Origin of the sequence: Neiella marina (assembly GCF_002165625.1) — a bacterium.
Classification (GTDB): Bacteria; Pseudomonadota; Gammaproteobacteria; order Enterobacterales; family Neiellaceae; genus Neiella; species Neiella marina.
The window spans coordinates 37,464-62,145 of the sequence record NZ_NGNS01000022.1 but is presented as its reverse complement, the minus strand read 5'-3'; the positions used below and the strand labels follow the sequence as shown (position 1 = coordinate 62,145).

Annotated in this window: 20 protein-coding genes; 14 read left to right on the top strand and 6 right to left on the bottom strand. The window is 49.0% G+C overall.

Annotation, left to right across the window (positions count from 1 at the left end; translation table 11 throughout):
* Positions 1-24: 24 nt before the first annotated feature.
* Positions 25-1,968, top strand: a complete 1,944-nt coding sequence (locus CBE68_RS15140; RefSeq protein WP_087506940.1) for a GGDEF domain-containing protein — start codon at positions 25-27, stop codon at positions 1,966-1,968.
* Here the strand turns inward: CBE68_RS15140 and CBE68_RS15135 are convergent.
* A complete protein-coding gene (locus CBE68_RS15135; RefSeq protein ID WP_087506939.1) occupies positions 1,962-2,114 on the bottom strand; it encodes a DUF3224 domain-containing protein in 153 nt (50 codons plus the stop codon). The two genes, CBE68_RS15140 and CBE68_RS15135, sit on opposite strands and share 7 nt — an antisense overlap.
* A 114-nt stretch (positions 2,115-2,228) precedes the next feature.
* Here CBE68_RS15135 and CBE68_RS15130 point away from each other — a divergent pair, with 114 nt between their 5' ends.
* Both CBE68_RS15130 and CBE68_RS15125 read left to right on the top strand, forming a co-directional pair.
* Positions 2,229-2,501 (top strand): DUF6482 family protein, encoded by a 273-nt coding sequence (locus CBE68_RS15130; protein WP_268234478.1) that lies wholly within the window; start codon positions 2,229-2,231, stop codon positions 2,499-2,501.
* A 108-nt stretch (positions 2,502-2,609) separates the two neighbouring features.
* Positions 2,610-4,910 (top strand): YgiQ family radical SAM protein, encoded by a 2,301-nt coding sequence (locus CBE68_RS15125; RefSeq protein WP_087506937.1) that lies wholly within the window; start codon positions 2,610-2,612, stop codon positions 4,908-4,910.
* A gap of 58 nt (positions 4,911-4,968) precedes the next feature.
* Here CBE68_RS15125 and CBE68_RS15120 read toward each other — a convergent pair whose 3' ends face one another.
* The 3 genes from CBE68_RS15120 to CBE68_RS15110 all read right to left on the bottom strand — a co-directional run bounded on the left by CBE68_RS15120 (position 4,969) and on the right by CBE68_RS15110 (position 7,885).
* A complete protein-coding gene (locus tag CBE68_RS15120) occupies positions 4,969-5,754 on the bottom strand; it encodes a MipA/OmpV family protein (RefSeq protein ID WP_158100630.1) in 786 nt (261 codons plus the stop codon).
* A 208-nt stretch (positions 5,755-5,962) separates the two neighbouring features.
* On the bottom strand, positions 5,963-7,171 hold the full coding sequence (locus CBE68_RS15115; RefSeq protein WP_087506935.1) for a hypothetical protein: 1,209 nt from the start codon (positions 7,169-7,171) through the stop codon (positions 5,963-5,965).
* A gap of 105 nt (positions 7,172-7,276) precedes the next feature.
* Positions 7,277-7,885: a TetR/AcrR family transcriptional regulator gene (locus CBE68_RS15110; protein ID WP_087506934.1), complete on the bottom strand. Its 609-nt coding sequence runs from the start codon at positions 7,883-7,885 to the stop codon at positions 7,277-7,279.
* Between the two features lie 202 nt (positions 7,886-8,087).
* Here CBE68_RS15110 and CBE68_RS15105 point away from each other — a divergent pair, with 202 nt between their 5' ends.
* The 3 genes from CBE68_RS15105 (at position 8,088) to CBE68_RS15095 (ending at position 12,793) form a co-directional block, all read left to right on the top strand.
* Positions 8,088-9,200: an efflux RND transporter periplasmic adaptor subunit gene (locus tag CBE68_RS15105; protein WP_143824584.1), complete on the top strand. Its 1,113-nt coding sequence runs from the start codon at positions 8,088-8,090 to the stop codon at positions 9,198-9,200.
* A gap of 3 nt (positions 9,201-9,203) precedes the next feature.
* On the top strand, positions 9,204-12,248 hold the full coding sequence (locus tag CBE68_RS15100; RefSeq protein WP_087506932.1) for an efflux RND transporter permease subunit: 3,045 nt from the start codon (positions 9,204-9,206) through the stop codon (positions 12,246-12,248).
* A 191-nt stretch (positions 12,249-12,439) separates the two neighbouring features.
* Positions 12,440-12,793, top strand: coding sequence for a hypothetical protein (locus tag CBE68_RS15095; RefSeq protein ID WP_087506931.1), 354 nt, complete (start codon positions 12,440-12,442; stop codon positions 12,791-12,793).
* A 28-nt stretch (positions 12,794-12,821) separates the two neighbouring features.
* Here CBE68_RS15095 and CBE68_RS15090 read toward each other — a convergent pair whose 3' ends face one another.
* Both CBE68_RS15090 and CBE68_RS15085 read right to left on the bottom strand, forming a co-directional pair.
* Positions 12,822-13,721: an alpha/beta hydrolase gene (locus CBE68_RS15090; protein WP_087506930.1), complete on the bottom strand. Its 900-nt coding sequence runs from the start codon at positions 13,719-13,721 to the stop codon at positions 12,822-12,824.
* 160 nt (positions 13,722-13,881) lie between these two features.
* A complete protein-coding gene (locus tag CBE68_RS15085; RefSeq protein ID WP_087506929.1) occupies positions 13,882-14,370 on the bottom strand; it encodes an Lrp/AsnC family transcriptional regulator in 489 nt (162 codons plus the stop codon).
* A gap of 580 nt (positions 14,371-14,950) precedes the next feature.
* Between CBE68_RS15085 and nifH the strand changes: the two genes are divergently transcribed.
* The 8 genes from nifH to bglX all read left to right on the top strand — a co-directional run bounded on the left by nifH (position 14,951) and on the right by bglX (position 24,635).
* Positions 14,951-15,829, top strand: coding sequence for a nitrogenase iron protein (gene nifH / locus CBE68_RS15080; protein WP_087506928.1), 879 nt, complete (start codon positions 14,951-14,953; stop codon positions 15,827-15,829).
* Between the two features lie 50 nt (positions 15,830-15,879).
* Positions 15,880-17,346 carry a nitrogenase molybdenum-iron protein alpha chain gene (gene nifD / locus CBE68_RS15075; RefSeq protein WP_087506927.1) on the top strand — a complete coding sequence of 489 codons (1,467 nt, stop codon included), beginning with the start codon at positions 15,880-15,882 and terminating at the stop codon, positions 17,344-17,346.
* Between the two features lie 101 nt (positions 17,347-17,447).
* Positions 17,448-19,019 (top strand): nitrogenase molybdenum-iron protein subunit beta, encoded by a 1,572-nt coding sequence (gene nifK / locus CBE68_RS15070; protein WP_087506926.1) that lies wholly within the window; start codon positions 17,448-17,450, stop codon positions 19,017-19,019.
* Positions 19,020-19,323: 304 nt separating this feature from the next.
* Positions 19,324-19,536, top strand: coding sequence for a putative nitrogen fixation protein NifT (nifT, locus tag CBE68_RS15065; RefSeq protein ID WP_087506925.1), 213 nt, complete (start codon positions 19,324-19,326; stop codon positions 19,534-19,536).
* 239 nt (positions 19,537-19,775) lie between these two features.
* The gene (locus tag CBE68_RS15060; protein WP_087506924.1) at positions 19,776-20,462 is read left to right on the top strand and encodes a NifB/NifX family molybdenum-iron cluster-binding protein; all 687 of its coding nucleotides are present in this window, start codon (positions 19,776-19,778) and stop codon (positions 20,460-20,462) included.
* 13 nt (positions 20,463-20,475) lie between these two features.
* Positions 20,476-20,814 (top strand): DUF6129 family protein, encoded by a 339-nt coding sequence (locus CBE68_RS15055; RefSeq protein WP_143824583.1) that lies wholly within the window; start codon positions 20,476-20,478, stop codon positions 20,812-20,814.
* Positions 20,815-21,138: 324 nt separating this feature from the next.
* Entirely contained in the window at positions 21,139-21,915 is a 777-nt protein-coding gene (locus tag CBE68_RS15050) for an SDR family NAD(P)-dependent oxidoreductase (protein ID WP_087506922.1), read from the top strand.
* Positions 21,916-22,382: 467 nt separating this feature from the next.
* Positions 22,383-24,635, top strand: a complete 2,253-nt coding sequence (gene bglX / locus CBE68_RS15045; protein ID WP_087506921.1) for a beta-glucosidase BglX — start codon at positions 22,383-22,385, stop codon at positions 24,633-24,635.
* Positions 24,636-24,682: the final 47 nt, after the last annotated feature.

Sequence of the window (24,682 nt, the reverse complement as noted above, 5' to 3'; positions counted from 1 at the left end):
TGACCGAGAAGGAGACGTAGGCAAATGTCGCGACTACGCATTGGCTACATGACAAATGAAGTGGTTGGTAGCCACCAACGACTGTTGTTTCGAGCAATAGCTGAACAAGCTCAAATTGCCGGTGTAGACCTTGTTGCCTACGAGGGACGTTGTCTCAATAGCCCGCTGTTTCGCGATAATCAATACAACCTCATCTTTGACTTTATTGACGAGTGCTTGCTCGACGGGTTGGTCATTTCTTCCTGCTCGGTGTTTGGTTTCTTGTCGACAGAGGCAATGAACCAATGGTTTAACCAACGTTTCAAGTTGCCGGTTGCCAGTATTGGCGGCCCGCTAGCTGATGCATCAAACATCATGCTAAATGATGAGCAAGGGCTTACCAAACTGCTGCAACATGTGATTGATGAGCATCAATGTCAGCATTTTGTGTTTGTCGGTGGGCCTGAGCTCAACCAAGAAGCAGCAGAGCGCCTAAACGTGTTTTGGCGTGTCATGTCGGCCAATGGCATCGAGAAAAATGCTATCACCATGCCTGGAGACTTTACCGCACAATCGGGTATTGAGGCGATGGCAGAAGTCGTTGCTATACGAGCACAAGGGCAGTTAATCGATGCGGTGGCATTTGCTAATGATGAAATGGCTATTGCTGCGATTGACTACCTCAATCGAGTTCATCCGGATTTGGTCAATCAATTGGTGATTACCGGCTTTGACGATTCGCACTATGCCAGCATGATTGCGCCCTCGCTAAGCACCGTGAAGCAACCATTCGAGCAGATGGCGGCAAAAGCCATTGAAGATTTGATTGGCCGGATCAAACACCAACAACCAGTGGCTGATTATTGCTTTAATACCGTGCCGGTATTTCGCCGCAGCTGTGGTTGTACCCCGCAACAGAGCGAGCGTCAGGTGCAACTGCACCGCTTTGCTGGTTCCAATTACAAAATGCACGAAATGACCCAAAGCTACAACGTCAATGAGTTGTTTGCCCAACTGGCGGCTGGGTTACCGTATTTTGATGTGGTCAGTTGTTATGTCGCTTTGTATGAAGGTGGCCGCTTTCTCCACTCTGATACTGATAGCAATCGTGTGCCGAAACAGTCGCGATTGGTTTTTGCTTATCACCAACATCAACATTGCCCATTGCAAAGCGCCATTGTGTTTAACACTCATGAGCTGTTGCCTGCCAGCTTTTGGGACGTCAACAGATCACTACCACTATTGGTAAAACCGTTGATGTTCGATAACCAACACTTTGGTTTTATTATCTTTGATGTCAGTGAAGGCTGGTTAGAAGACATGGAAGATATTCGTCGGCAAGTGGCGCGAACGCTCAACGCGGCACTACTTTTTGAAGAAAAAGCCACAGCCGTGCGCGAAGTTGAGTTAGCTAATGAACGCCTGCAGCAACTCAATTCCGAACTTGAGAAAGTTAATGAGCTGCTTTCTAAGCGCTCGGTGACCGATGAGTTAACTGGCTTGTATAACCGCCGCGGCTTCTTTGATTTGGTCCGTCAATACGCAGTGACTGATCGGGTACTTAATCGCTGCACCTTGTTCTATGCCGATATGAATGACCTCAAAATGGTCAATGATAAACTGGGTCATCATCAGGGGGATTGTGCCATTCAGTTGGTGGCTGAAGCGCTGCGTATGACTTTTCGCAATGAGGATATCATCGGCCGTATTGGTGGCGATGAATTTGTCGTCTGTGCCAAACGTTGTGGCCCGCAAGATATTGGCAGTTTGGTGCAACGCTTTGAACAATCGATGGCAAAATGCAATCAGCGATCATCACTGCCTTGGGATGTGTCATCGTGTATGGGCTATCAAGTCTTTAATGGTGGTACCGAACAAGATTTGGAGCGAGCTTTAGAGTTGGCCGACCATATGCTCTATCGCAATAAGGCGGCTTACAAGCGAAGAAAAGCCCTGCAAGCCGAGCGAACTCGAGATTCAGATCATTGATAGCTCATCAAGTACTGCACGCTGGCGGTGCCCTGTAAATCGCCGGTGTATTGCTGAGTGATTTTTGCATGGGTTTTCTTGCTGCCATCAGCATGTTCTTCGTAGGGAGACTCATCCCAGCCAGTAATTTGAAACGTTCCTTTCATTATTGCTTCCTAGGTTCGATTTTAGAACTCAACCATAGTTGGTGACTGATCGATTTGCCATCCACTGCGTTCGAAGGTTTGCGTAGTTCAGTTGACATCTAACACCCAGAACTCATCGCCAACCGACAGGAGAGGCACATGGATCTGTTTATTGAATCAATAGAGGGCGGCCGTTATTTAGTCGCCACCGGCAGCGCTGACAATCGCAGCGTGTTCAAAGACCAACGCAATCAAACCAAAACCTTCCACTCGATTAGTCAGATTAAAGAGCAGTTTGCCGACCAAAGCTTTGGCAAAGTGATGCTCAAGCAGTCAACGCCCTATGATGAAATGTGCGGTATGGCCAGTATGACCGGGCCGTTGGAGCTTGAAATCAACTGGCGTTAAGCATTGAGCTGATGCTATCAAGTTAATAAACCTGAGTATTTCAGTAGGGATTAACCTTGTTGAATGATGCGTGTATAATTCGCGCTCTTGCAACGAGGCGATTGATACATGCAGCATAAAATCACAGTTCCACCTATCTTTGAGCACCCCAAGTACTGGGCTGAGTGCTATGGCACGGCGCCATTTTTGCCGACCAGCCGAGCTGAGATGGATGAGTTGGGCTGGGATAGTTGTGACATCATTATCGTGACTGGCGATGCTTACGTTGACCACCCCAGTTTTGGCATGGCGGTGGTCGGTCGCCTGCTTGAAGCGCAGGGCTTCCGAGTCGGTATCATCGATCAGCCCGACTGGCATAGCAAAGATGCATTTATGGCGCTCGGCCAACCTAATCTGTTCTTTGGGATCACCGCCGGCAACATGGATTCGATGATCAACCGCTATACTGCCGACCGCAAATTGCGCCATGACGACGCCTACACGCCGAACAATGAAGGCGGTAAGCGCCCTGACAGAGCGGTCTTGGTCTACTCCCAACGTTGTCGCGAAGCCTACAAAGAAACGCCGATTGTCCTCGGTGGTATTGAGGCGAGCTTGCGTCGCGTTGCCCATTATGACTATTGGTCCGATAAGGTCCGTCGCTCAGTGCTGCTTGATGCCAAGGGCGACATTTTGTTGTTTGGTAACGCTGAGCGCGCCTTGGTCGAGGTGGCTCACCGCATCGCAGCGGGTGAAGACGTCAAAGCCATGACCAATATTCGCGGCACTGCCGTGGTCCTGCCTGAAGCGCCAACAAACTACAAATTGATCGACTCGAGCCGGATCGAGAAACCGGGTAAAGCGTTTGTGGCGCCGAACCCTTATGAATATCAAACCGACTGCGACAGCAAAGCTTCGGCTCAGAGTGAACCGCAGCAAGTTGAGCCGCAGCCGATTGTGGTGCGGCCATCGCGCCACGATGCCGAAACGACAGCGGTGCGACTACCGCCGTTTGAAAAACTGCATAACGACCGAATCTTATACGCTCACGCCAGCCGGGTATTGCACCTAGAGACTAATCCATACTCTGGTCGAGCATTGATTCAGCGTCATGGCGACCGTGAACTGTGGGTCAACCAAGCGCCAATCCCGTTGACGACCGAAGAAATGGACCATGTCTTTGGCTTGCCTTTTGCGCGGGTGCCACATCCCAAATACGGCAAAGCCAAGATTCCAGCTTACGACATGATTAAAACCTCCATTAACATCATGCGTGGCTGTTTTGGTGGCTGTTCGTTCTGCTCGATTACAGAACACGAAGGACGAATTATTCAAAATCGCTCGAAAGAATCCATTTTGAGCGAAATCGAAGACATTCGCGACAAAGTCCCAGGCTTTACCGGCGTAATTTCAGATTTGGGCGGCCCGACTGCCAACATGTATCGGCTCGGATGCATGGACGAAAAAGCGGAAATCAACTGTCGACGACCGTCGTGTGTGTTCCCGGATATCTGTAAGAAACTCAACACCGACCACAAGCACACCATCGACTTGTACCGCGAAGCGCGCAAAGTAGATGGCGTTAAAAAGGTCATGGTGGCCTCAGGCGTACGCTATGACTTGGCCATTGAGTCGCCTGAATACGTCAAGGAGTTAGTCACTCATCATGTCGGTGGCTATCTAAAAATTGCGCCTGAACATACCGAAAAGTCGCCGCTTGATCTGATGATGAAGCCGGGTATGGGTACCTATGACAAGTTCAAGGCCATGTTTGAGAAGTACAGTGCCGAAGCAGGTAAGAAGCAATACCTGATCCCGTACTTTATTTCTGCTCACCCCGGCACCACCGATGAGGACATGCTGAATCTGGCGTTGTGGTTGAAGAGGAATGACTTCCAATGCGACCAAGTTCAGAACTTCTACCCGTCGCCAATGTGTAACGCCACGTCGATGTACTACTCAGAGACCAATCCGCTCAAGCGGGTCAAGTACAAGAAGCGCGAAGAGGTGGCAGTGCCCAAAGGTGACCGTCAGCGGCGTTTGCATAAAGCCTTGTTGCGCTATCACGATCCGGCCAACTGGAAGCTGATCCGAGAAGCCTTGGTGGCAATGGGTAAAAGGCATTTAATTGGCGACAAACCGAGCTGCTTAGTGCCTGCCGAGGATCGCAACGAACAAACACCGGCACAACGCCGCAAGTCAGGGCGTCACGGTGCTAATCGATTTGCCACTAAACACAGCAGCAATCAGCCGCACCACAAGCAAGGCCAACATGGTCAACGGACTGATAACAAAGCAAATGACTCAGGCGGCAAAACTAAGGTGAAGCGTGGTAAAGGGAGTAATAATCAGGCCAACAACGGCTCGAATCCCGGTCATGCTAAATCGCAACGCCGAGGACAAGGCAAGGGCCGACCGAACGCTCGTTAACGAGCAAGGTGAATGACAATAAAGCTGCCTATATTGGCAGCTTTATTTGTTCTGGGCTTTACCAAAAACGATAAGTGACACCGGTAAAAATAGTCGCTTCATTGTCGTCACTGACCATCGGGCTGTCACGCAGATCGGAATCGAGCATTTGTAGCCTTGCTCCAGCATTAATTTGCCAATCTTGGTTGAGTTGATAGGTGCTGATCAGCTCGACACCATACTTGATAGCGCTGCCTGGTTGATAAGCGGTGGCGCCGATGGTTCTGGCTTCCTCCTCGCTCACACCATAGTAATAATTGGCATAATCGCTATCCATCATTTTGACGAAACCGCGAGGCATAATCATCCAGTTGTCGGTGGCTTGAACAGGGTAGCCATAACTCACACTCGCCATAGAGCCATCGCTTTTGTCAGACACATCGAACGCAACTTTGGCATCAATGACGCCCCAGCTGTTGGCGTGACGATAGCGAGTTCCTAGCATGGCGCTCATGTCGCGATCATCAAACGCTCGCAGTTTTCGGCTCTTCGAGGCGTCAAACTCATCGCTGCTGGCACCAATAAACACGCTCCAACGATTTTGTTGATCTTCGATAATTTTGTATCCCAATTCGAACCCTTCGACATAGATATGAGGGTTGTTGTATTCAATCAGCGGAATGACTGACTGACGCTCATCATAGCCCAGATAAGCCTTGGACGAATGGGCGGCACCGACGCCAATTTTAAATGAAGACTGCTCATTGTTGGCCGTTGCGGGCTCAGGGACAACGTCAATACCAGCAAGTGCTGTCGAACTAATGAAGGATGTCGCCAAAACGGCGGCAGAAAGTTTAATTGTCATGATGTTTCCTAGCAATTTCATATTGTTATTTAAACTTTTGTGGAACTCCTGAGCGGCTAACACAATGATTTACTGATGCATGTATACTCAAAAGTTTACTTTGAGCGAAATGATAGTTGGTTTTGGATAAAAGTAAACCTAAAAGTTTACATGTGCGCAGAAATATCTATAACGCGATGATTAGTGGCTTGTTTTACTAGCTGGCTGTTTATGAGTTGTTGCTGGCGAAGTACTTGGCATAGAGTTCGACATGGCTGGTAAATGACACCAAATCCATTCGATTGAGCTGGTGTAACACATCCATGGAGAAACCAAAACTGTTAAGCAATATCAGGGTTTCGTGGCCTTTCATTCGTCCAGTGCCATATAGCTGACGATAAAAGGCATAGGCCCGAGCTTTCTCAAACAAATTTGGCCTGCCGGTGGCTTGATTGCTACCTTGAGTGATGAACTTCAGCGGATCGAAGTTGCTAAAGCGGATTGCATGAGACAAGTGCGGTTTCAACAGCTCCTCTTGTTGGATCAAGGCCCTTAAGCTGTCACCCGGTAAGTTGTAATGATTGAGAATTTGGTGACGAAATTCGGTCTCCGTTTGTTCATCTAGGGCATTTTGCTGTTGGTTAATCAGTTCTCTTATCTCAAAGCTGGCCAGAGAAATTAAAATACCCAAAGGGAGAATACTGAGTCCTGCTAGCAGGTAGGTTTTCCACTTGTCGATCTCATCATAGCTCTCTTGGAGCGCCAAGTAGACGATCGTGCCGCCAACAATGCGACCGTAGTAACGGATTTTCGACAGGGTAAATTTTAATGACGGGTGAATATGCTCATTGATTTCTTCGCCGATCATTTTGGCAATACACCAAATGAACATGGGGTAACCCATTTCTTCAAGATGCTGTTCAAAGCTGGCCGATGATGAAAGACCCAATAAGGCTTGGTGGAGCGGATTGTCGATAAATGCGCGTACCTTGCGTGACAGCCATTCGACTTCGGCAACGTGATTAATTAGCTCATCGTTGAAATCCTGGGCACAGCCGATATCGCGAATGATCGGCAGCACATCGACTACCTCTGGGCAAACCTGGAGTAAGTCGCCTTTATTCTGCAGTCGAGCATTGATGCGAGAGGTAAGCATCCAATCAAGCATTTTGCGATATTGAGGATCGGGGCACCAAGACTGAAAATTTCGCCGCCGCTCCGACTCACTCACTTCGACATCGAGTCGGACACGAACCAACTCCTGCTGATCATTGCCGTTGCTATCGGTTTCCGATGAGCCAACAAATGAATAAAACAACCGCTCATAATCGCCGCCAATAAGGTACAGGTAGAAGCGCCGCTCTAATTCGCTGAGCACGATCTGCTCCTGATAGCAGTCAGGAATAGCTGGCGTGGTGCCTGGTTGCGTCGGCTTCATCGTCGGCGTTTTGTTCCGTAGCAACTAAAAGACGTCTTTTAGTTATAAGTCAGCGCGATGATGTCTGCCGGATTTGTCATCCATTTGTTACGTTCGATTGGTTATTTATTGCGTCGACTCACAGTTGCCGTAGCTGTTTAAGAAGGTATCGACAACGAGTTCGATTTTGCTGCCGAGCTCCGCCGCCGCCATCGGCTGTGCCAGTTGCAGAATTTGCGGCCATAAAAACAAGCCATTGAACAACGCCATATAAATTTCTGCCACATCATTGGCATCCACCGACTTGATGGCGCCAGCGGCAATTGCCTGCTGAAGCCATGGTGTTACCGCATGGGTGTGGTAAAGCCGTTCGGATAAAGCTTTGGCCATTTGTGGCTGGCGGAAAAATTCCATCACGACCATGCGAGCCAGAGCCGTGCCGTGCGGCGCAAGCAACCGCTGCGCTTCTTGCTGGGTAATTGAGATTAACTGCTGACGCAGGTCAACTTTGGGCTCAAAGCGATAGTCGCGGAGGGCTTCGAGCTGTTGCTGTTCGATTGTCAGCACGGCTTCAAACAATAATTCTTTGCTTTCAAAGTGGCGATACAAGGTGCGCTTGGACACTTCCGCTTTATCACAAACCGTGTTCATGTTGGCGCCAGCAAAGCCATTTTCAATAAATTCTTGTTTGGCAGCGTTCAGAATGGACTGACGCTTTTGTTCTGACCGATTCATCTTGGTGTACTAACCTTTTTGCCTCTGTTCTCACCCACCAGATTAGCAGCTTACAACTAAAAGTATACTTATAAGTTTACTTGTTTCTAAATCGTGCTAATCTTGTTTTAAATAAACTTGTGATTGTACTTCTGGGGTTGTCCTGTTGAACCACCAGTTACTCATCACAGATTCATCTTTTTTTGTGCAGTTGAGGCATATCGTGAAAAACAAATTGAGTAGGCATTTCAGTCAGGGCAGGCACTCCGCCTTAGTGATGGTTGCTGCGGTGGTGGCGTTCGGTTCGGTAGTGGCTTGTAGCCCTGCGCCAGAGCAGCCACAAGCTGCCGTTGTTCGGCCGGTGTTGACCGAAGTGGTTTCTGCCGCCACGACCAATGGTCATAGTCTGACGGGCACAGTGCAGGCGGCGCAACGGGCCGATTTATCGTTTCGCATTGCAGGTCGTTTAACTGCCATTCTGGTGCAAGAGGGCGATGTGGTTGAAGCGGGGCAATTGCTAGCGACGCTTGAATCGAGCGATTTGCAGTTGGCCAAAAAGGCAGCTGAGCTTGAATATGAAAGCGCGCAAGCGGATCATCAGCGAGCCAGTGTGTTGTTTGAGCAGAATCAGGCCATTTCCAAGAGCGATATGGATCAGATCACCACACGTCTGCAGTTGGCTGAAAATCGGTTAAACGAAGCCAATCAGCAACTCGCCCATACCCAGTTGCTGGCGCCATTCGCCGGCGTCATTGGCCAGCGCATGGTTGATAATCATGTGCAGGTGCAAGCCAATGAAGTGATCTTAATGCTGCACGATGTCGACAACCTTGAGGTGGCGATTCAGGTGCCTGACCACATCATGATGCTCGATAGCGACAGCGATCAGGCAGTTGCTCAGTTAACTGTGCTGCCAGATGAGCTGTTTCCATTGCGGGTCAAATCCTACACCACACAAGCCGATCCAACGAGCCAAACCTATACCGTCACTTTGGCTTTTGAAGACGTCCGTGGTCACAGCATTTTGCCGGGGATGACTGCTCGGGTCTTTGCTCGTACGGATGCTGATACCGACGACAAGGTGCTCGATGTCGATGGCTTTATTTTCGTGCCGTTGACTGCCGTTCAGCCAGACAATCAAGGCCAGCAATATGTCTGGATCATCAATCAGGACAATCGCACCGAGCAACGCTTTGTAGAAACCGGCACATTGTTCGGCGACCGCATTGCCATTACCGCCAATCTAAAAGCGGGGGAGCGCATTGCCATCGCCGGTACTGCCAGTTTGCAAGCTGGCGTTGAAGTTCGACCGATCAGTCACCAGTCGCAGAGGTAATCGATGAATATTGCGCAATACACCATTACCAAGCGCACCAGCGTTTGGGTGTTGATCACGCTGATCTTGTTGGGTGGCTACCTCAGTTATCAACAATTGGGCCGGTTTGAAGATCCTGAGTTTGTTATTCGTCAGGCGGTGATTGTCACGCCTTATCAAGGCGCCACAGCACAAGAGGTGGCTGATGAGGTCACCGATCTGATTGAAGGTGCGGTCCAGTCAATGCAGGAGTTGAAAGAGGTCGAATCGATCTCGCGTCCTGGTATGTCAGAAGTGACGGTTGAAATGGCGATGAAATTTGCCAAGACCGATACCGAGTTGCAGCAGCTTTGGGACAAGCTTCGGCGCAAGATCCATGATGTCCAGAGTCAGCTTCCGCCGGGCGCAGGGCCATCCATTGTCAATGATGATTTTGGCGATGTGTACGCGCAGTTTTATGCCATTACCGGCGAGGGTTTTAGCGATCAACAATTACAGGATTATGTCGATGAGCTGCGTCGCGAACTCGTGTTGGTGCCTGGGGTGGCGCGAACGGCAACTTTAGCCGAAAAGCAACAAGCCATTTTTGTTGAGTTTGCCAGCGAGCGCTTGGCGCAGGCTGATATTTCAATGGAGCAAGTATTCGCCGTACTCGAACGACAAAACCAAGTGACGGTAGCCGGCAGCGTTGCCACTGACAACATGCGGGTACCGGTGATCCCTGCCAGTAATTTTCAGTCCATCAATGAGCTGCAAAACCTGCATTTGACGCTCGCTTCGGATAACACAGTGATCCGCCTTGGCGATATTGCCACCGTTACCCATGGCTACCAAGAGCCGGTCGATATGATGATGCGCTACAACGGTCAGCGGGCTATTGGCTTGGGCATCTCTAATATCGCCGGTGGCAATGTGGTGGCGATGGGCGATGCGGTCAAAGCGCGTATTGCCGAGTTAGAAGCTCAGCGTCCAATGGGCATTGAGCTGCATGAAATTTCGCTGCAGTCGGATTCGGTGCGCGATTCAGTGGCGGATTTTGTGCTCAATCTGGCAATGGCCGTTGCTATTGTATTTATTGTGTTGTTGCTTGCCATGGGCGCGCGCTCCGGTGCCATTATCGGTTTTGTGCTGTTGCTGACGGTCGCGGCAACCTTATGTGTGATGTTGTTTGACGACATCGCCATGCAACGAATTTCACTGGGGGCGCTAATCATCGCATTGGGCATGTTGGTTGATAATGCCATTGTGATTGCCGATGGCGTGCAGGTGCGCCTTCGTGACAATCCTGAATTAGACCGCAAGCAGGCCATTGCCGAGGTGGTTGATAACACTAAGTGGCCTTTACTGGGCGGCACTGTGGTCGGCATTCTGGCATTCAGTGCGATTGGCTTGTCGCCGTCGAACATGGGCGAATATGCTGGCTCATTGTTCTGGGTGATCCTCTATTCAATGATGCTCAGTTGGGTGTTTGCCATCACCATTACGCCGTTGCTTTGCCATGACTTTCTGACGGCATCAAGTAACAAAGCAACACAGCCGAGCGGCTTCATGACTCGCTATCAGGGGCTGCTGACTTGGGTGTTGCATCACCGCAAAACCACAGTTGTGATGATTCTCTCCATTCTGGTGACGGCGATTTATGCCTTACGTTTCGTTCCGCCGGGCTTTATGCCAGAGTCGCAGCGGCCCCAGTTTGTAGTTGATGTGTACTTGCCCCAAGGCTCCGATATTAGCCGCACAGAGCAGATGCTTGCGCAAATTGAACAAGATGTCCGAGCGAAAGAGGGCGTCACTAATACCAGCAGCTTTATTGGCGCCGGCGGTTTACGTTTCATGCTGACGTATTCACCCGGAGCGGCAAACCCTAGCTATGGCCAATTGTTGGTCGACGTTGATGATTTTCGCCGTATCGATGACCTGCTAGCGCAACTACAAACTGAGCTGACTGAAAACTATCAGGATGCAGCCATTATGGTGTGGAAGTTTGTTCTTGGTCCCGGTGGCGGCAAAAAAATTGAAGCTGGCTTTCGCGGCCCCGATAGCAAGGTGTTGCGGCAATTGGCTGAGCAGGCCAAAGACATTATGAATGCCAATCCACAACTGATTGCGATACAAGATGATTGGCGCCAGCAGGTTCCGGTATTACAACCGGTCTATGCCGCCGATCAACTGCAGCGCTTTGGTTTAACCTCCTTTGATGTTAATCAGGCCATTGCGCAAACGCTGGCCGGGCGACAGGTTGGCGTCTATCGCCAAGGCAAAGATCTGATTCCGATTATGGTGCGCTCGCCAGAGCATGAGCGCAATCAGCAAATGGCGATTGAAAACAGTCAGGTGTTTAGTGCCAAAAGCAATCGTTTTATTCAAGTGAGCCAGCTGCTCGAATCGATTGAGGTGGTGTGGCAAGACGATGTGCTAAAGCGCTTCGATCGGGTGCCAACGATTATGGCGCAAGCAGATCCAGCCCCAGGCGTGCTGACCTCAGAGGCCTTTGCCAGCATTCGTACAGAAATCGAAGCGATGGCCTTGCCGCCGGGTTATGAATTGCAGTGGTACGGCGAGTACAAAAATGCCAAAGAAGCAGATGAAGCCATTGCTATTTCTGCGCCATACGGTTTTGCGGCCATGGTGTTGGTGGTGATCCTGATGTTTAACGGTATTCGCCAAACTTTGGTCATTTGGCTAACAGTGCCTTTGGCAGTGGTTGGTGTCGCGGTTGGATTAATCGTATTCCAAACGCCTTTTGAATTCATGGCAACGCTCGGCTTTTTGAGCTTGGTTGGTATGATGATCAAAAATGCCATTGTCCTGGTCGACCAAGCGGATCAGGAAATCAATGCCGGCGCCAAGCCCTATCAGGCGGTGATCAAAGCGGCAACCAGTCGCGCAAGACCCGTCATGCTTGGCGCATGTACCACGATTCTTGGTGTGGCGCCGCTATTGATGGATCCGTTTTTCAAGAGCATGTCAGTGACGATTATGTTTGGCTTGTTGTTTGCCACCATTCTCACCTTGGTGGTGATCCCGCTGTTCTACGCCATGATTTTTCGGATAAAAAATCCGCTCTAATCCAAGCCACACTGCTTGCTTCGCAGGCAGTGTGTTCTATCTTTTTCACCTCAAGTTTACATGGCTCGGCATTCATTTCGGGTCTCTGTTCGATGGATGAATGCTCGGAGCTAATTCAGCTGGCGTTCAGCCAACAAAAGTAAACTTTTAAGTATACATTTTGTATTGTCATCACCTAGGAGAGATTGCTCATGACAAGCTTCAAGTTGTTTAGAAATGTTGGATTTGCAGTGGCCTGCGTGAGCTTGTTGTCGATGCCTGCACTGGCTGATGAGCAGAAAATTCAGGATTGCCGGATTGTTGCCACCTATATTGATCAGCATATTCCTCAGTTCGCTCAGCAAGAAGATAGCGACAGCAAACCCGAGCTGGCAGCAGGCGCTCAGGTCGCCTTTGCTGACAAAGCCAAGAATCAGCGTTTTCAGGAGTTAACCCGAGAAGTGATTGCGATGACCGCAACCACAGGTATTGCCGAATCACATTGGTGGAACGCGGTGTACCAGAAAAAATGTGCTGATGATTTGCTAGTGGTATCCCGAGGCTAATTGCTCCAGCGAGGCATCCAAAAGATTTTCACTGATTTGTGTTGTTAAACATGTGCCTGAAGCCGCGGTTGTATGCCGCTGGCGTCACGCCGCCATGAGCTTCGCCTTCAATAACGTCAAAACGGTAAACAAAATCGGGGTAATTGCGGGTGGCAAGTACTTCTGCCAATAGCTTGCTTTCCATTACATGAGCCACCGTTTCGGCACCGCCCACGGCCATATAAAACCGGCTATTCAACGCTTGTTTGGTTGACTCGACAAATACGCCGCCGCCATTTCGGTACAGCTTGCTTTCTTCCATCAACAATCGTCGGTCATTGACATACCAAGCTGGTGTCGCGGCGATGTGCATTTGGAACAAGTCTGGTTTGTGAAGCAGGCTGTATAGGGCAAACAAGCCGCCATAAGAGTTACCGACTAGTGCACGACGCGTGGGATCGGCGCGAAAATTGTCTTCAATGTAGGGAATGAGCTGTTGTTCGATAAACGACAAAAATGCTTTGGCGCCGGTGTTGGCATCAGCATCTGCGGCAGGAATATAGTCTCGTTCTCGCAGTTGGTTGTAGTTGGCATTTGGCCCTGGGTAACCAATACCCACCGCAATCACATCGGGCATCTTGCCATCGTAAACTAATCCGCCGATGACACTGTTAATGAGCGGGGTGTGCCAGTAAGCGTCGAGGTAGTACACCACTGGGTAATGTTTGGTGGTGTTTTGATGGTAACCGGCGGGTAGCCGAATATGTAGCTCGTAATCACCATTACTAGTCAGCTCGGTAGTCATTGTGCGAATGTGAACATTGCCCAGCTGATAAAGCGGATAGTCGTTGTTTGCATTGACCTTGGTGGAGGTGATTAGCACGAGCATGAATATAGTAAAGGGGGGCAACAGTGCCTTTATATGCGAAACCAGATTCTGGCCATTCATGGAAATTCGATCCTTGTTGTTAACTTGTAGTGTGGGTTAGCAGTCTGCCGACTGAGCGCATTTATCATCGAAAGAATGCGCTGAATACAAATTGATCGAGGCAGTTTTTTAGTGAACAAAGCACCAGCAATATCAATAAATTAGATTTTAGTCACGTTGACTATAACTGGGTGCCAGTATATGGCTCCAATGGTAGCTCTGTTTTATCAATGACTTTTCTTAACACAAAACTGGAATGGACGCCGGTGACCCCTTCGATGCGGGTTAAGCGGCCGAGTAAGAATGCCTGATAATAATCCATGTCAGGCACGACCACTCTAAGTAGGTAGTCAGCGGATTGACCGGTCACAATGTTGCATTCGATGACTTCTGGGAAATCGCCAATGATTTTTTCAAAATTGGCAAAGCGCTCTGGCGTATGGCGGTCCATGGAAACCGACAAAATCACCGTGAGTTTCAGCTCTAGTGCTTCTTGGTCAAGCAGCGTCACGTGTTTTTTGATGATGCCACTTTGTTCTAGCCGTTTTACTCGGCGCGCACAGGGAGTTGGCGACAGGCCGATCTTCTCTGCGAGTTCGAGGTTGGAGATGCGGCCATTTTGTTGCATCTCCGCCAAGATCAGTTTGTCGTAACGATCAAGCTTAAGCATCGGGCAATACCTTTAATGTTTAATAAAGAGTGAAATAGATCTCAATTTCTTTTGATGTGGTTAAACTAACTTCTAATTTATTACTTTGTAGCGAATTAACCTAATTTGATGGCTTATTTGTGTGATCTTTAGTGCCACTCACTCAATGTTTCTTTCTACACTAAGTTCACATCATAAGTCTCAGCCAATTGGTTACCCCAAGCGCTGAGAAGCCAAACGGATGATGTGGTGCAGACGGCTCAAAAGGTTAGTTGAATCCAACTCATCCAATGCTTCAAAAGAGCATCAGGCAAACCGTTTCGAAGCATAAGCCGCCACATGGCCTCTGTGTTCACCGTAGCGCCCCTCTGATTTCAAACCCGCAGCATGGACTGCGGGTTTTTGCTTTTTTGCTGCAAATTGTTTGTGTTGATTACGACAAAAGACCTCCATTTGTTGTGGCTTCATCGGTCATTGTTCTATTCTTAAATTTATAAACCCAATAAAAACAATAGCTTAATTTGTTGTGTGATCTTGGTGTGGTTTTCGCACTGTCCTATTCGGGAACCGTTTTTAAACCAATTTCTTGAAGGGACAAACCATGGCTATTCGTCAATGTGCAATTTATGGCAAGGGTGGTATCGGCAAATCCACCACTACGCAAAACCTCGTGGCTGCGCTGGCTGAAGCTGGTCAGAAGGTCATGATCATCGGTTGTGATCCGAAAGCGGATTCTACTCGACTGATCCTCCACGCAAAAGCGCAAAACACCATTATGGAAATGGCAGCAGAAGCTGGCTCAGTTGAAGATCTTGAGTTGGACGATGTTCTTAAAGTTGGCTACGGCGGTGTTCGCTGTGTTGAATCTGGTGGTCCAGAGCCAGGTGTTGGCTGTGCCGGTCGTGGTGTGATTACTGCGATTAACTTCTTAGAAGAAGAAGGCGCCTACGAAGAAGATCTCGACTTTGTATTCTATGACGTACTGGGTGACGTTGTATGTGGTGGTTTCGCGATGCCAATTCGTGAAAACAAAGCGCAAGAAATCTACATCGTTGTATCTGGTGAAATGATGGCGATGTACGCCGCCAACAACATTTCTAAAGGTATCTGTAAGTACGCTTCTTCTGGTGGCGTTCGCTTGGCAGGCTTGATCTGTAACTCACGTAAGTGTGACCGCGAAGACGAGTTGATTGAAGCATTGGCCGGCAAGATCGGTACTCAAATGATTCACTTCGTACCTCGTGACAACGTGGTTCAGCAAGCAGAAATCCGCCGTATGACCGTGATCGAGTACAACCCTAAGTGTAACCAAGCTGATGAGTACCGCATGCTGGCCAAGAAAGTAATGGCTAACGAACTGTTCGTGGTACCAGAGCCTTGCACCATGGACGAGTTGGAAGATCTGTTGATGGAATTCGGCATCATGGAAGTCGAAGATGAGTCCATCATCGGTAAAACCGCTGACGAAGCTGTTGCTTAAGCGACTGAGCAAGCAAACCTGCCACTAGACAAACTTCTCAGGAGAAGACTATGTCAATGGATAAAGCTGAAACTCAGGCGCTCATCAGTGAAGTGCTTGAGGTTTACCCAGACAAGGCGAAAAAAGATCGCCTGAAACATTTAACGGCAAATGATACCGAGCAGGCTGGCAAGAAGTGTGTCACTGCAAACCGTAAATCTTTGCCTGGTGTAATGACTGCCCGTGGTTGTGCCTACGCCGGTTCTAAAGGTGTGGTATGGGGCCCAATCAAGGACATGGTGCATATTTCCCATGGTCCAGTTGGCTGCGGTCAGTACTCACGAGCTGGTCGTCGTAACTACTACACCGGTATGACCGGCGTGAATAGCTTCGGCACCATGAACTTCACCTCTGATTTCCAAGAGCGTGACATCGTATTCGGCGGTGACAAGAAACTGTCTGCCATTGTTGATGAAATCGAAACCCTGTTCCCGCTGAACAAAGGTATTTCAATTCAGTCGGAGTGTCCGGTTGGTTTGATTGGTGATGACATCGAAGCCGTTGCCAAAGGCAAAGGCGCTGAAATCGGTAAAACCATCGTACCTGTGCGTTGTGAAGGTTTCCGTGGTGTCAGCCAGTCATTGGGTCACCACATTGCTAACGATACCTTGCGTGACTACGTACTGGACAAGTCAGAAGATAAAGAGATCGAAACAACCCCGTATGACGTTGCCATTATCGGTGACTACAACATCGGTGGTGACGCTTGGTCTTCTCGTATTCTGCTTGAAGAAATCGGTCTTCGCGTAGTGGCTCAGTGGTCTGGTGACGGCACCATCGCCGAGCTGGAAAACGGCCCGAAAGTGAAGCTGAACCTAATCCACTGTTACCGTTCAATGAACTACATCTCACGTCATATGGAAGAAAAATATGGTGTGCCATGGATGGAGTACAACTTGTTCGGCCCAACCAAGTGTGAAGAGTCGCTGCGCAAGATTGCTGCTTTCTTCGATGAGAAAATCCAAGCTAAAGCGGAAGAAGTCATTGCTAAGTACCGCCAGCAGTGGGAACCCATCGTTGCTAAGTACAAGCCACTATTGGAAGGCAAGAAAGTCATGCTGTACGTCGGTGGTTTACGCCCTCGTCACGTGATTGGCGCCTACGAAGATCTGGGTATGGAAATTGTTGGTACCGGCTATGAATTTGCCCACAACGATGACTACACCAAGACCATTCCTGAAGTGAAAGATGCCACTTTGATTTACGACGATGTCACCGGCTATGAGCTGGAAAAATTCGCCGAAAAACTCAAGCCAGATCTAATCGGCGCGGGTGTCAAAGAGAAGTACATCTTCCAGAAAATGGGCGTGCCTTTCCGTCAGATGCACAGCTGGGATTACTCAGGTCCTTACCACGGCTTTGATGGCTTCGCTATCTTCGCTCGCGATATGGACATGACGTTGAACAACCCTTGCTGGGACAAGCTCACTGCACCTTGGAAAAAATCTGAGGAAGCAGAGCTGGCAGAAGCGGTTTAAGCCTCGCTTTGGCAAGTAGAACACTGAATTGAGCGCATTGCGCTTATGTGTATCACTCAACCCGTCTGTTCACAGATGAGTGGCGCGGGAGGAGAAAGAAAATGAGTCAATCAGTAGAAGATATCAAACCGGGTTATCCGTTATTCGGCCAGCCGGAATATCAGGACATGATCGCCCGCAAACGCGAAATGTTCGAAGAAGGTCATGACGCCGAGAAGGTCAAAGAGGTATTCGAATGGACCACGTCCGAAGAATACAAAGAGCTTAACTTTGCTCGTAAGAGCCTCACCATCAACCCAGCAAAAGCGTGTCAGCCATTGGGCTCTGTGCTTTGTGCCTTGGGTTTTGAAAACACCTTGCCTTATGTTCATGGTTCGCAAGGTTGTGTGGCTTATTTCCGCACTTACTTTAACCGTCACTTTAAAGAGCCAGTGGCATGTGTCTCGGACTCAATGACCGAAGATGCAGCGGTATTTGGTGGCCAGAAGAACATGTTCGATGGTCTGCAAAACTCGCTGGCACTGTATAAGCCAGAAGTCATCATGGTGTCGACCACCTGTATGGCTGAGGTAATTGGTGATGACTTGAACGCCTTTATTGGTAACGCCAAAAAAGAAGGCTACATCCCAGAAGATTTACCAACACCATTTGCTCACACGCCAAGCTTCGTTGGCAGCCATGTGACTGGCTGGGACAACATGTTTGAAGGTGCTGCTCGCTACTTCACCTTGAACTACATGGAAGACAAAGAAGTTGGTAGCAATGGCAAAATCAACTTAGTGCCTGGCTTTGAAACGTATCTGGGTAACTACCGTGTGATGCATCGCATGATGCAAGAAATGGGTGTTGATTACAGTTTGTTGTGCGATCCAAGTGAAGTATTGGATACACCAGCAGACGGCGAATATCGCATGTACGCCGGCGGCACGCCAATTGCGGAAATGAAAGATGCGCCAAACGCCAAAACCACGATTTTGTTGCAACCAGACCAATTGGTGAAAACCAAGAAGTTTGTCACCAACACTTGGAAGCATGACGTACCGGCGACCAATATTCCGATGGGCTTGGATTGGACCGATGAATTCCTGATGACGATTTCAGAAATCAGCGGCAAAGAGATCCCAGAATCATTGGCCAAAGAGCGCGGTCGCTTGGTCGACATGATGACCGACTCACACACTTGGTTGCACGGCGTTAGTTTCTCTATCTACGGCGATCCAGATTATCTGTTGGGCTTGACCAAATTCCTGCAAGAGTTGGGTTGTGAAGTGAAACATATTCTTGCCAACAACGGTAACAAACGCTGGCGCAAGAAGATGGAAGCACTGATCGCTGAAGCGCCTGGTACTGCCGGTGCCGAAATCCACATTGGTAAAGACTTGTGGCATTTCCGTTCGCTGGTATTCACCAACAAGCCAGACTTCATGATTGGTAACTCGTACGCCAAGTTTATTCAGCGCGATACCAAAGCCAAAGGTGAAGAGTTTGAAGTACCTCTGATCCGCTTGGGCTTCCCAATCTTCGATCGTCATCATCTGCATCGCAACACCACATTGGGTTACGAAGGCGGCATGTACATGCTGACTACCTTGGTTAACTCAGTGCTTGAGAAGTTGGACGACGATACTCGCAAGATGGGTAAAACCGACTACGGCTACGACTTGGTGCGTTAATTAAGTCATGCCGAATGGCGAGGAAGAGAGCAGGAATGATCAGCCCCTGTTCTCTTCCTTCGCTAATTCATTGGATTGCATATTTCTGAGTTGACACAGGGTGAATTCAAGCGTGAACAAAACGCCGTGAAATCATTCCTAAAATGTCAGCAACACACTGACAGGCGCGGAATGGAAAGCTAAGCATCAAGCATCCGCTGCATGGAGGCAGCGGCTGAGTATCCATGGAAGGATTCACTACGTCTTGTTGCTTAGCTTTGCATTTCGCAGAACCGACACAGCGATTGATTAGAAGGAGTAGGACATGCCAAACGTCATGATCCGCAAAGAAGCCGATGGCGCGTTGTCGTGCTACATCGCCAAGAAAGATTTAGAAGAGGCCATTGTGGCCATTGAGTTTGATGAGCCAGAGCGTTGGGGCGGCGAAATCGAACTGGCCGATGGCACCAGTTATTACATTGAGCCGTTGGCTGGTGAACCGAAATTACCAATGACCATGCGCGCCAGAAGGGCTTAATAACGCTGGTGCGTATGGTCAATGAGTGGAATTAAATGTGAGCCAGCAGTGATTAATCCACCGGACACAGCAAAACAGTGTGCAAGGGTAGGTACGCAAGTTGACTCTGGAAGACGCCGTGAAATCTTCCCTGATGGCTCAGCCGCTGCGTCCATGCAGCGGATGCTTCCATCGCTAACTTCCATACCTACCTTCAATCGCGTTAGCGACTTGTTAGTCGAACAATCAGGAGGTACGTCATGACCACCACGTTATCAAATGCAGCGATATCTGAATCCGTTGCTTTACGGTTGGCACTTGCTGCTAAGGCTGTGCCGCAATTACAACTGGCGACCTTGGTGACCACCTTAGTCAGTCAATTGGGTGAGGTATTAACTGAGAAAAAGCTGCGTTCAATCTCCCCCAAGCAACTCCGCACTTGGTTCAGCGAAGATTTACCAGCGCAGATTGAGCCGCCCGATCGGGTGCAACTGGCACAAGTTCATGCGGTCCTGACCGGTGAAGAGGTTGCCACCATGGAAGCGCCAAAAGTAACGGCCACTGAGCCGCTTGCTGGGCCGAAGGTGAAAGTGGCGGTGACTTCCAATAATCAGCAACAAATCGATGGCCATTTTGGCTCTTGCCTGCGGGTCTTGGTCTACGAAGTCAATGCCGAGTCTTGGCAGCTCTTTGACGTCCGCCCAGTCACTTGTACCGCCAGTGGTGATGCCCGAACCAGCTTCATGATCGAACTACTGGCCGATTGTCAGATCTTGTCGACCTTATCGATTGGTGGCCCGGCCGCAGCTAGGGTGACTCGCGCCAATGTTCACCCGTTAAAACAAACCACACCTGCCGATGCCGATTTGATGCTCAGTCGGATTCGTCAAGTGATGCATGAAGGACCACCGCCATGGCTTAAAAAAGCCATCACTGATGACCAATGAGAGGACTATGACGATGCTTGATACACCCGTATATGAAGAAGCGCAGTTGGTTCAGCAGTTTTCGCCGACGCCAGAGAGTAGTTCAGAACAGTTATCGATGGCATTTCTTAACGAGCTTGCTGACATGTTGATTGCCTATCACCCAAGTTGGCAGACTGTTCAATGGCTACGCCAGCGTTTTCCTGCCATTCGCTTTTTGCTGTGTAGTGAAGATGACATGGCCGATCGAGAGCCATTTCTTGGCTTTGAAGAGTTTGGTTTTTATCTCATGGCTGGCGGTTGGGGTTGTGCTAGTTTGACCGAAGATATCGACAAATCGGTCGGTGTAATCATTGCCACTGTTGAATCCTAGCGGCTAATGCTGTTCTTCCTTACTCTCCAATAATCTCCAATCGACCCACAACAGTCCTCAACAGCGATGTTTAAATCGTTGCTTGAGGACTGTTGTTTTCAAATCTTAAATTGGTATGTCCAAAAATTGAGTTATTGGTCATTTGCTCATTAGGCTCAATAAAATCAAGGCGTTTGCTGCTGATTTGTCATAATCTGGATGTAAAATTTGACAGTCCAGTTTAATTAAATTGGTAATGCAAATTGACTTTACCTGTTTGTCTTATTATTGTTCCGTTGCATTTTGGCCAATCGCCTGAACACCTAATTTCAACGAGGACAAAACATGTTTGAAGATCTGAAAGGAAAACGCGTCCTGATTACTGGCTCTACTGCTGGTATGGGACTAGCCACCGCTCGTGAGTTTGCTAAGCACGGCGCTAAAATTGGTATTAATAGCCATATTACCGATGGCGCTGAACAAGCTGTTGCAGAGCTGCAGGAACTAGGCGCGCAAGGCGTTGTTTTTATTCAAGCAAACCTCATGAAAACCGCTGAGTGCGAGCGCTGTGTTAGCGAATTCGTTGCTGAATTTGGTGGCATGGATGTGTTGATTAACAATGCCGGAGGCCTTGGTGGTCGCGAAGGTCTGGAAAACATCGATGATGAATTCTATGACCGCGTAATGGACTTAAATGGTCGTTCTGTGTTGATGATGACCAAATACTCTATTCCTCATCTTCGTCAATCAGCTAAAGAAAGCGGTGAAACGGCTGCGGTTGTTGGCACAGGTTCGATTGCCGCTCGTGAAGGCGGTGGTGTTGGTGCTGGTATTTATGCTGCATCGAAGGCTTGGTTGCATGACATTCACCGCAACTGGGTGAAGGAATTCACGAAAGACAATATTCGCTTCAACATTGTTGCTCCGGGTACTATTGATACTGCATTCCATGATGGCAAAAGTGATGAGTTGAAAGCAAACATTGCCAGCACCATTGCCATGGGTCGTTTCGGTAAAATTGAAGAAGTGGCACCAACTTTCTTGTTTTTCTCTTCGCACCAATACTCAGGTTACATCACAGGTCAAATCCTTGATGTTAACGGCGGCCAGATGTGCCCATAAGCTATCGACTGATCTGAACACTATCAGCCAATAAAGGAAAAGCGAAGCTGACGGGCTTCGCTTTTTTTGTGCCGCCATAAACTCAATTTTCCGAGCGACTTAAACGTCCCTGCGCAAGACTCAACTAATCAAAGTAAGGCCTTTCTTGGTTTGCTTGCTCATTATTCATCTTGTGGCGATCTCTGGTTACTGTCTTAACACCCTCGTAACAGAATAGGTTAGATCAGTGATGCTCATCCCATTCGACAAGATTGATGGAATCCTACTCTGGTATCGAACGAGCAAATTTGTATGATTCATGTATGCGCTTACATTGGCGTTTTTTCTCGGCTCAGCAAAGTTACAGTATGTTACGTTGTTGACATTTAACAATGTGATCGTGCGCATATTTTGGGTTTTGTATTTGTCGCAGTCTAGCGCTGCCCGCTCAATTCCCTCAATGAGCTAATTATTATTCGGAGAAAAGCATGTTGAATGCTGCCACATTAAAATCATTGTTGGTGTGTTCTACCGTTGTTCTGAGTGCTTGCGCTATGAGCTCAAAAACAACTAGCACCACCACGTCGCCCACAACCCCGACCAATCCCACTATCGAAGCCATTCTTGCCGACTTAACCCTCGAAGAGAAAGTCGGTCAGCTTCATTTAATCAACTTTGAAGGTGAGCCAACTGAGGAGCAGCTCGAACAAATTCGGCAAGGTAAGATCGGCAGCATCCTAAAATCTAATGGCGCAGCACAAAACCTTAAACTGCAACAAGTCGCCGTTGAGCAATCACGTGCTGGCATTCCGATCCTGTTTCAGGAAGATGTGATTCACGGCTACAAAACGATTGCGCCGGTACCATTAGCCGAAGCCGCCAGCTGGGATATTCCAGCTATTCAGCAATCGGCCGCGGTAGCTGCTCGTGAGGCATCGGCTGGTGGTATTCAGCTGACGTACGCGCCTATGGTTGATATGAGCCGAGATCCGCGCTGGGGACGAATCATCGAAGCGGCTGGCGAAGACCCATATCTGGCCAGTTTGGTCGCCGCTGCGCGAGTGAAAGGCTTTCAGGAGTCAGGTGAACCGGGTCAAAATATCCTCGCTACGGTGAAGCACTTTGCCGGCTATGGGGCTTCCCTTGCTGGCCGCGATTACAACATCCAAGATTTGAGTGAACGTGAGCTTCGTGAAGTGCACCTACCACCATTCAAAGCCGCTGTTGATGCCGATGTTGCTGCTGTAATGGTGGCTTACACTGCCCATGATGGGGTGCCGCTAACGGCCAACCGATACATGGTGCAAGATGTTCTGCAAGGCGAATTGGGTTTTAACGGCCTGATTATGACTGACTGGGCTACCATTTTTAATCTGGTCCGTGCTGGTACTGCCGAGAATCTTGAAGATGCCACCACTGCGGCGATTCAAAACAGCATTCACATGGATATGGCCTCCAACCAATACAGCGAGTTGCTGCCCAAGCTGGTGCGCGAAGGTCGTGTTGATGAGCAATTGATTGACGATGCCGTTCGCCAAGTATTGATGCTCAAGTACAAGGCCGGACTTCTCCAAGACCCGTATGGCCGATTTGATGAAGCGCTTGAAAAGGCCGAGCTTTTGTCCGATGCCAATATCGCAGCAACGAAAGAAATGGCGCTCAAGAGTATGGTGTTGCTGAAGAATGAGCAGCAGACCTTACCGATTACTAATGAAGTGAAGAAAATTGCCGTCATTGGTCCGTTTGCCAAAGCGCAAAAAGATCTGATTGGCTGGTGGCCGGGCTTGGGCGAAGCGAAAGACGTAGTGTCGATTTTGTCAGGCATTGAAGCTGAATTCGGTGACAGTGTTGAAATCACCTATGCCCAAGGCGTAACTATTGATCGCTTTAACAAAGCCGGCGCTGAGTTGATCCCAGAGGCGGTGAAAGCGGCAGAGCAGGCCGACATGGTGATCATGGTGCTTGGTGAGCAAGAATGGATGAGCGGCGAGGGCGGCGGTTTGGCGTCGCTACATCTGCCAGGTTTACAGGAAGAACTATTGCGACAAGTGGCTAAAACCGATAAGCCAATTGCTACTGTGATTGTCTCAGGCCGCCCCTATGTGCTGACCGACGTTGCACAACATTCTGATGCCTTGCTACAAGCTTGGATGCCAGGTACAACAGGCGGTACGGCGGTGGCAGAAATACTTTCAGGTAAGTTCAATCCACAAGCAAAACTGCCGGTGACGTTCCCGCAGCACCAAGGCCAGGTACCGATTTTCTACAGCTATAAGAAGACCAGCCACCCCTTTGTTGAAGGCATCACCGAAGATCGCTATTCCACCACTTATCGCGATGTACCTCATGAGCCGCTGTATCCATTTGGATTTGGCTTAAGCTACACCAATTACAGCTACTCTGATGTCACCCTAAACAGCACGACAATGGACTTGCAGGGTTCGATTATTGCGTCTGTTGAGGTGACCAATACCGGCGATGTCGCAGGTCGTGAAATCGTTCAGCTCTATCTTCATGACAAGGTGGCATCTGTCACTCAACCGGTAAAATTACTGAAAGACTTTACCATCTTAGATTTAGCTCCGGGCGAGAGTAAAACTGCTAAATTTACCATTACCAAAGACAAGCTGGCGTTCATTGGTATTGATTACCAGCCGACTATTGAAGCTGGCGAATTTGTTGTCTTCATTGGAGCAAATTCCGCTGACGTCAAATCAGCCGAGTTTAGTTTGACCAACTAAAGCTATTTGATTATGTGTTGCTAAAAGCCGGCGTCAGCCGGCTTTTT

What these genes read in the sequence shown, in the direction of transcription:
- CBE68_RS15140 (WP_087506940.1), top strand. Translation starts at nt 25, where the DNA reads ATGTCGCGACTACGCATTGGCTACATGACAAATGAAGTGGTTGGTAGC.
- CBE68_RS15135 (WP_087506939.1), bottom strand. Translation starts at nt 2,114, where the DNA reads ATGAAAGGAACGTTTCAAATTACTGGCTGGGATGAGTCTCCCTACGAA.
- CBE68_RS15125 (WP_087506937.1), top strand. Translation starts at nt 2,610, where the DNA reads ATGCAGCATAAAATCACAGTTCCACCTATCTTTGAGCACCCCAAGTAC.
- CBE68_RS15120 (WP_158100630.1), bottom strand. Translation starts at nt 5,754, where the DNA reads ATGACAATTAAACTTTCTGCCGCCGTTTTGGCGACATCCTTCATTAGT.
- CBE68_RS15115 (WP_087506935.1), bottom strand. Translation starts at nt 7,171, where the DNA reads ATGAAGCCGACGCAACCAGGCACCACGCCAGCTATTCCTGACTGCTAT.
- CBE68_RS15110 (WP_087506934.1), bottom strand. Translation starts at nt 7,885, where the DNA reads ATGAATCGGTCAGAACAAAAGCGTCAGTCCATTCTGAACGCTGCCAAA.
- CBE68_RS15100 (WP_087506932.1), top strand. Translation starts at nt 9,204, where the DNA reads ATGAATATTGCGCAATACACCATTACCAAGCGCACCAGCGTTTGGGTG.
- CBE68_RS15095 (WP_087506931.1), top strand. Translation starts at nt 12,440, where the DNA reads ATGACAAGCTTCAAGTTGTTTAGAAATGTTGGATTTGCAGTGGCCTGC.
- CBE68_RS15090 (WP_087506930.1), bottom strand. Translation starts at nt 13,721, where the DNA reads ATGAATGGCCAGAATCTGGTTTCGCATATAAAGGCACTGTTGCCCCCC.
- CBE68_RS15085 (WP_087506929.1), bottom strand. Translation starts at nt 14,370, where the DNA reads ATGCTTAAGCTTGATCGTTACGACAAACTGATCTTGGCGGAGATGCAA.
- nifH (WP_087506928.1), top strand. Translation starts at nt 14,951, where the DNA reads ATGGCTATTCGTCAATGTGCAATTTATGGCAAGGGTGGTATCGGCAAA.
- nifD (WP_087506927.1), top strand. Translation starts at nt 15,880, where the DNA reads ATGTCAATGGATAAAGCTGAAACTCAGGCGCTCATCAGTGAAGTGCTT.
- nifK (WP_087506926.1), top strand. Translation starts at nt 17,448, where the DNA reads ATGAGTCAATCAGTAGAAGATATCAAACCGGGTTATCCGTTATTCGGC.
- nifT (WP_087506925.1), top strand. Translation starts at nt 19,324, where the DNA reads ATGCCAAACGTCATGATCCGCAAAGAAGCCGATGGCGCGTTGTCGTGC.
- CBE68_RS15060 (WP_087506924.1), top strand. Translation starts at nt 19,776, where the DNA reads ATGACCACCACGTTATCAAATGCAGCGATATCTGAATCCGTTGCTTTA.
- CBE68_RS15055 (WP_143824583.1), top strand. Translation starts at nt 20,476, where the DNA reads ATGCTTGATACACCCGTATATGAAGAAGCGCAGTTGGTTCAGCAGTTT.
- CBE68_RS15050 (WP_087506922.1), top strand. Translation starts at nt 21,139, where the DNA reads ATGTTTGAAGATCTGAAAGGAAAACGCGTCCTGATTACTGGCTCTACT.
- bglX (WP_087506921.1), top strand. Translation starts at nt 22,383, where the DNA reads ATGTTGAATGCTGCCACATTAAAATCATTGTTGGTGTGTTCTACCGTT.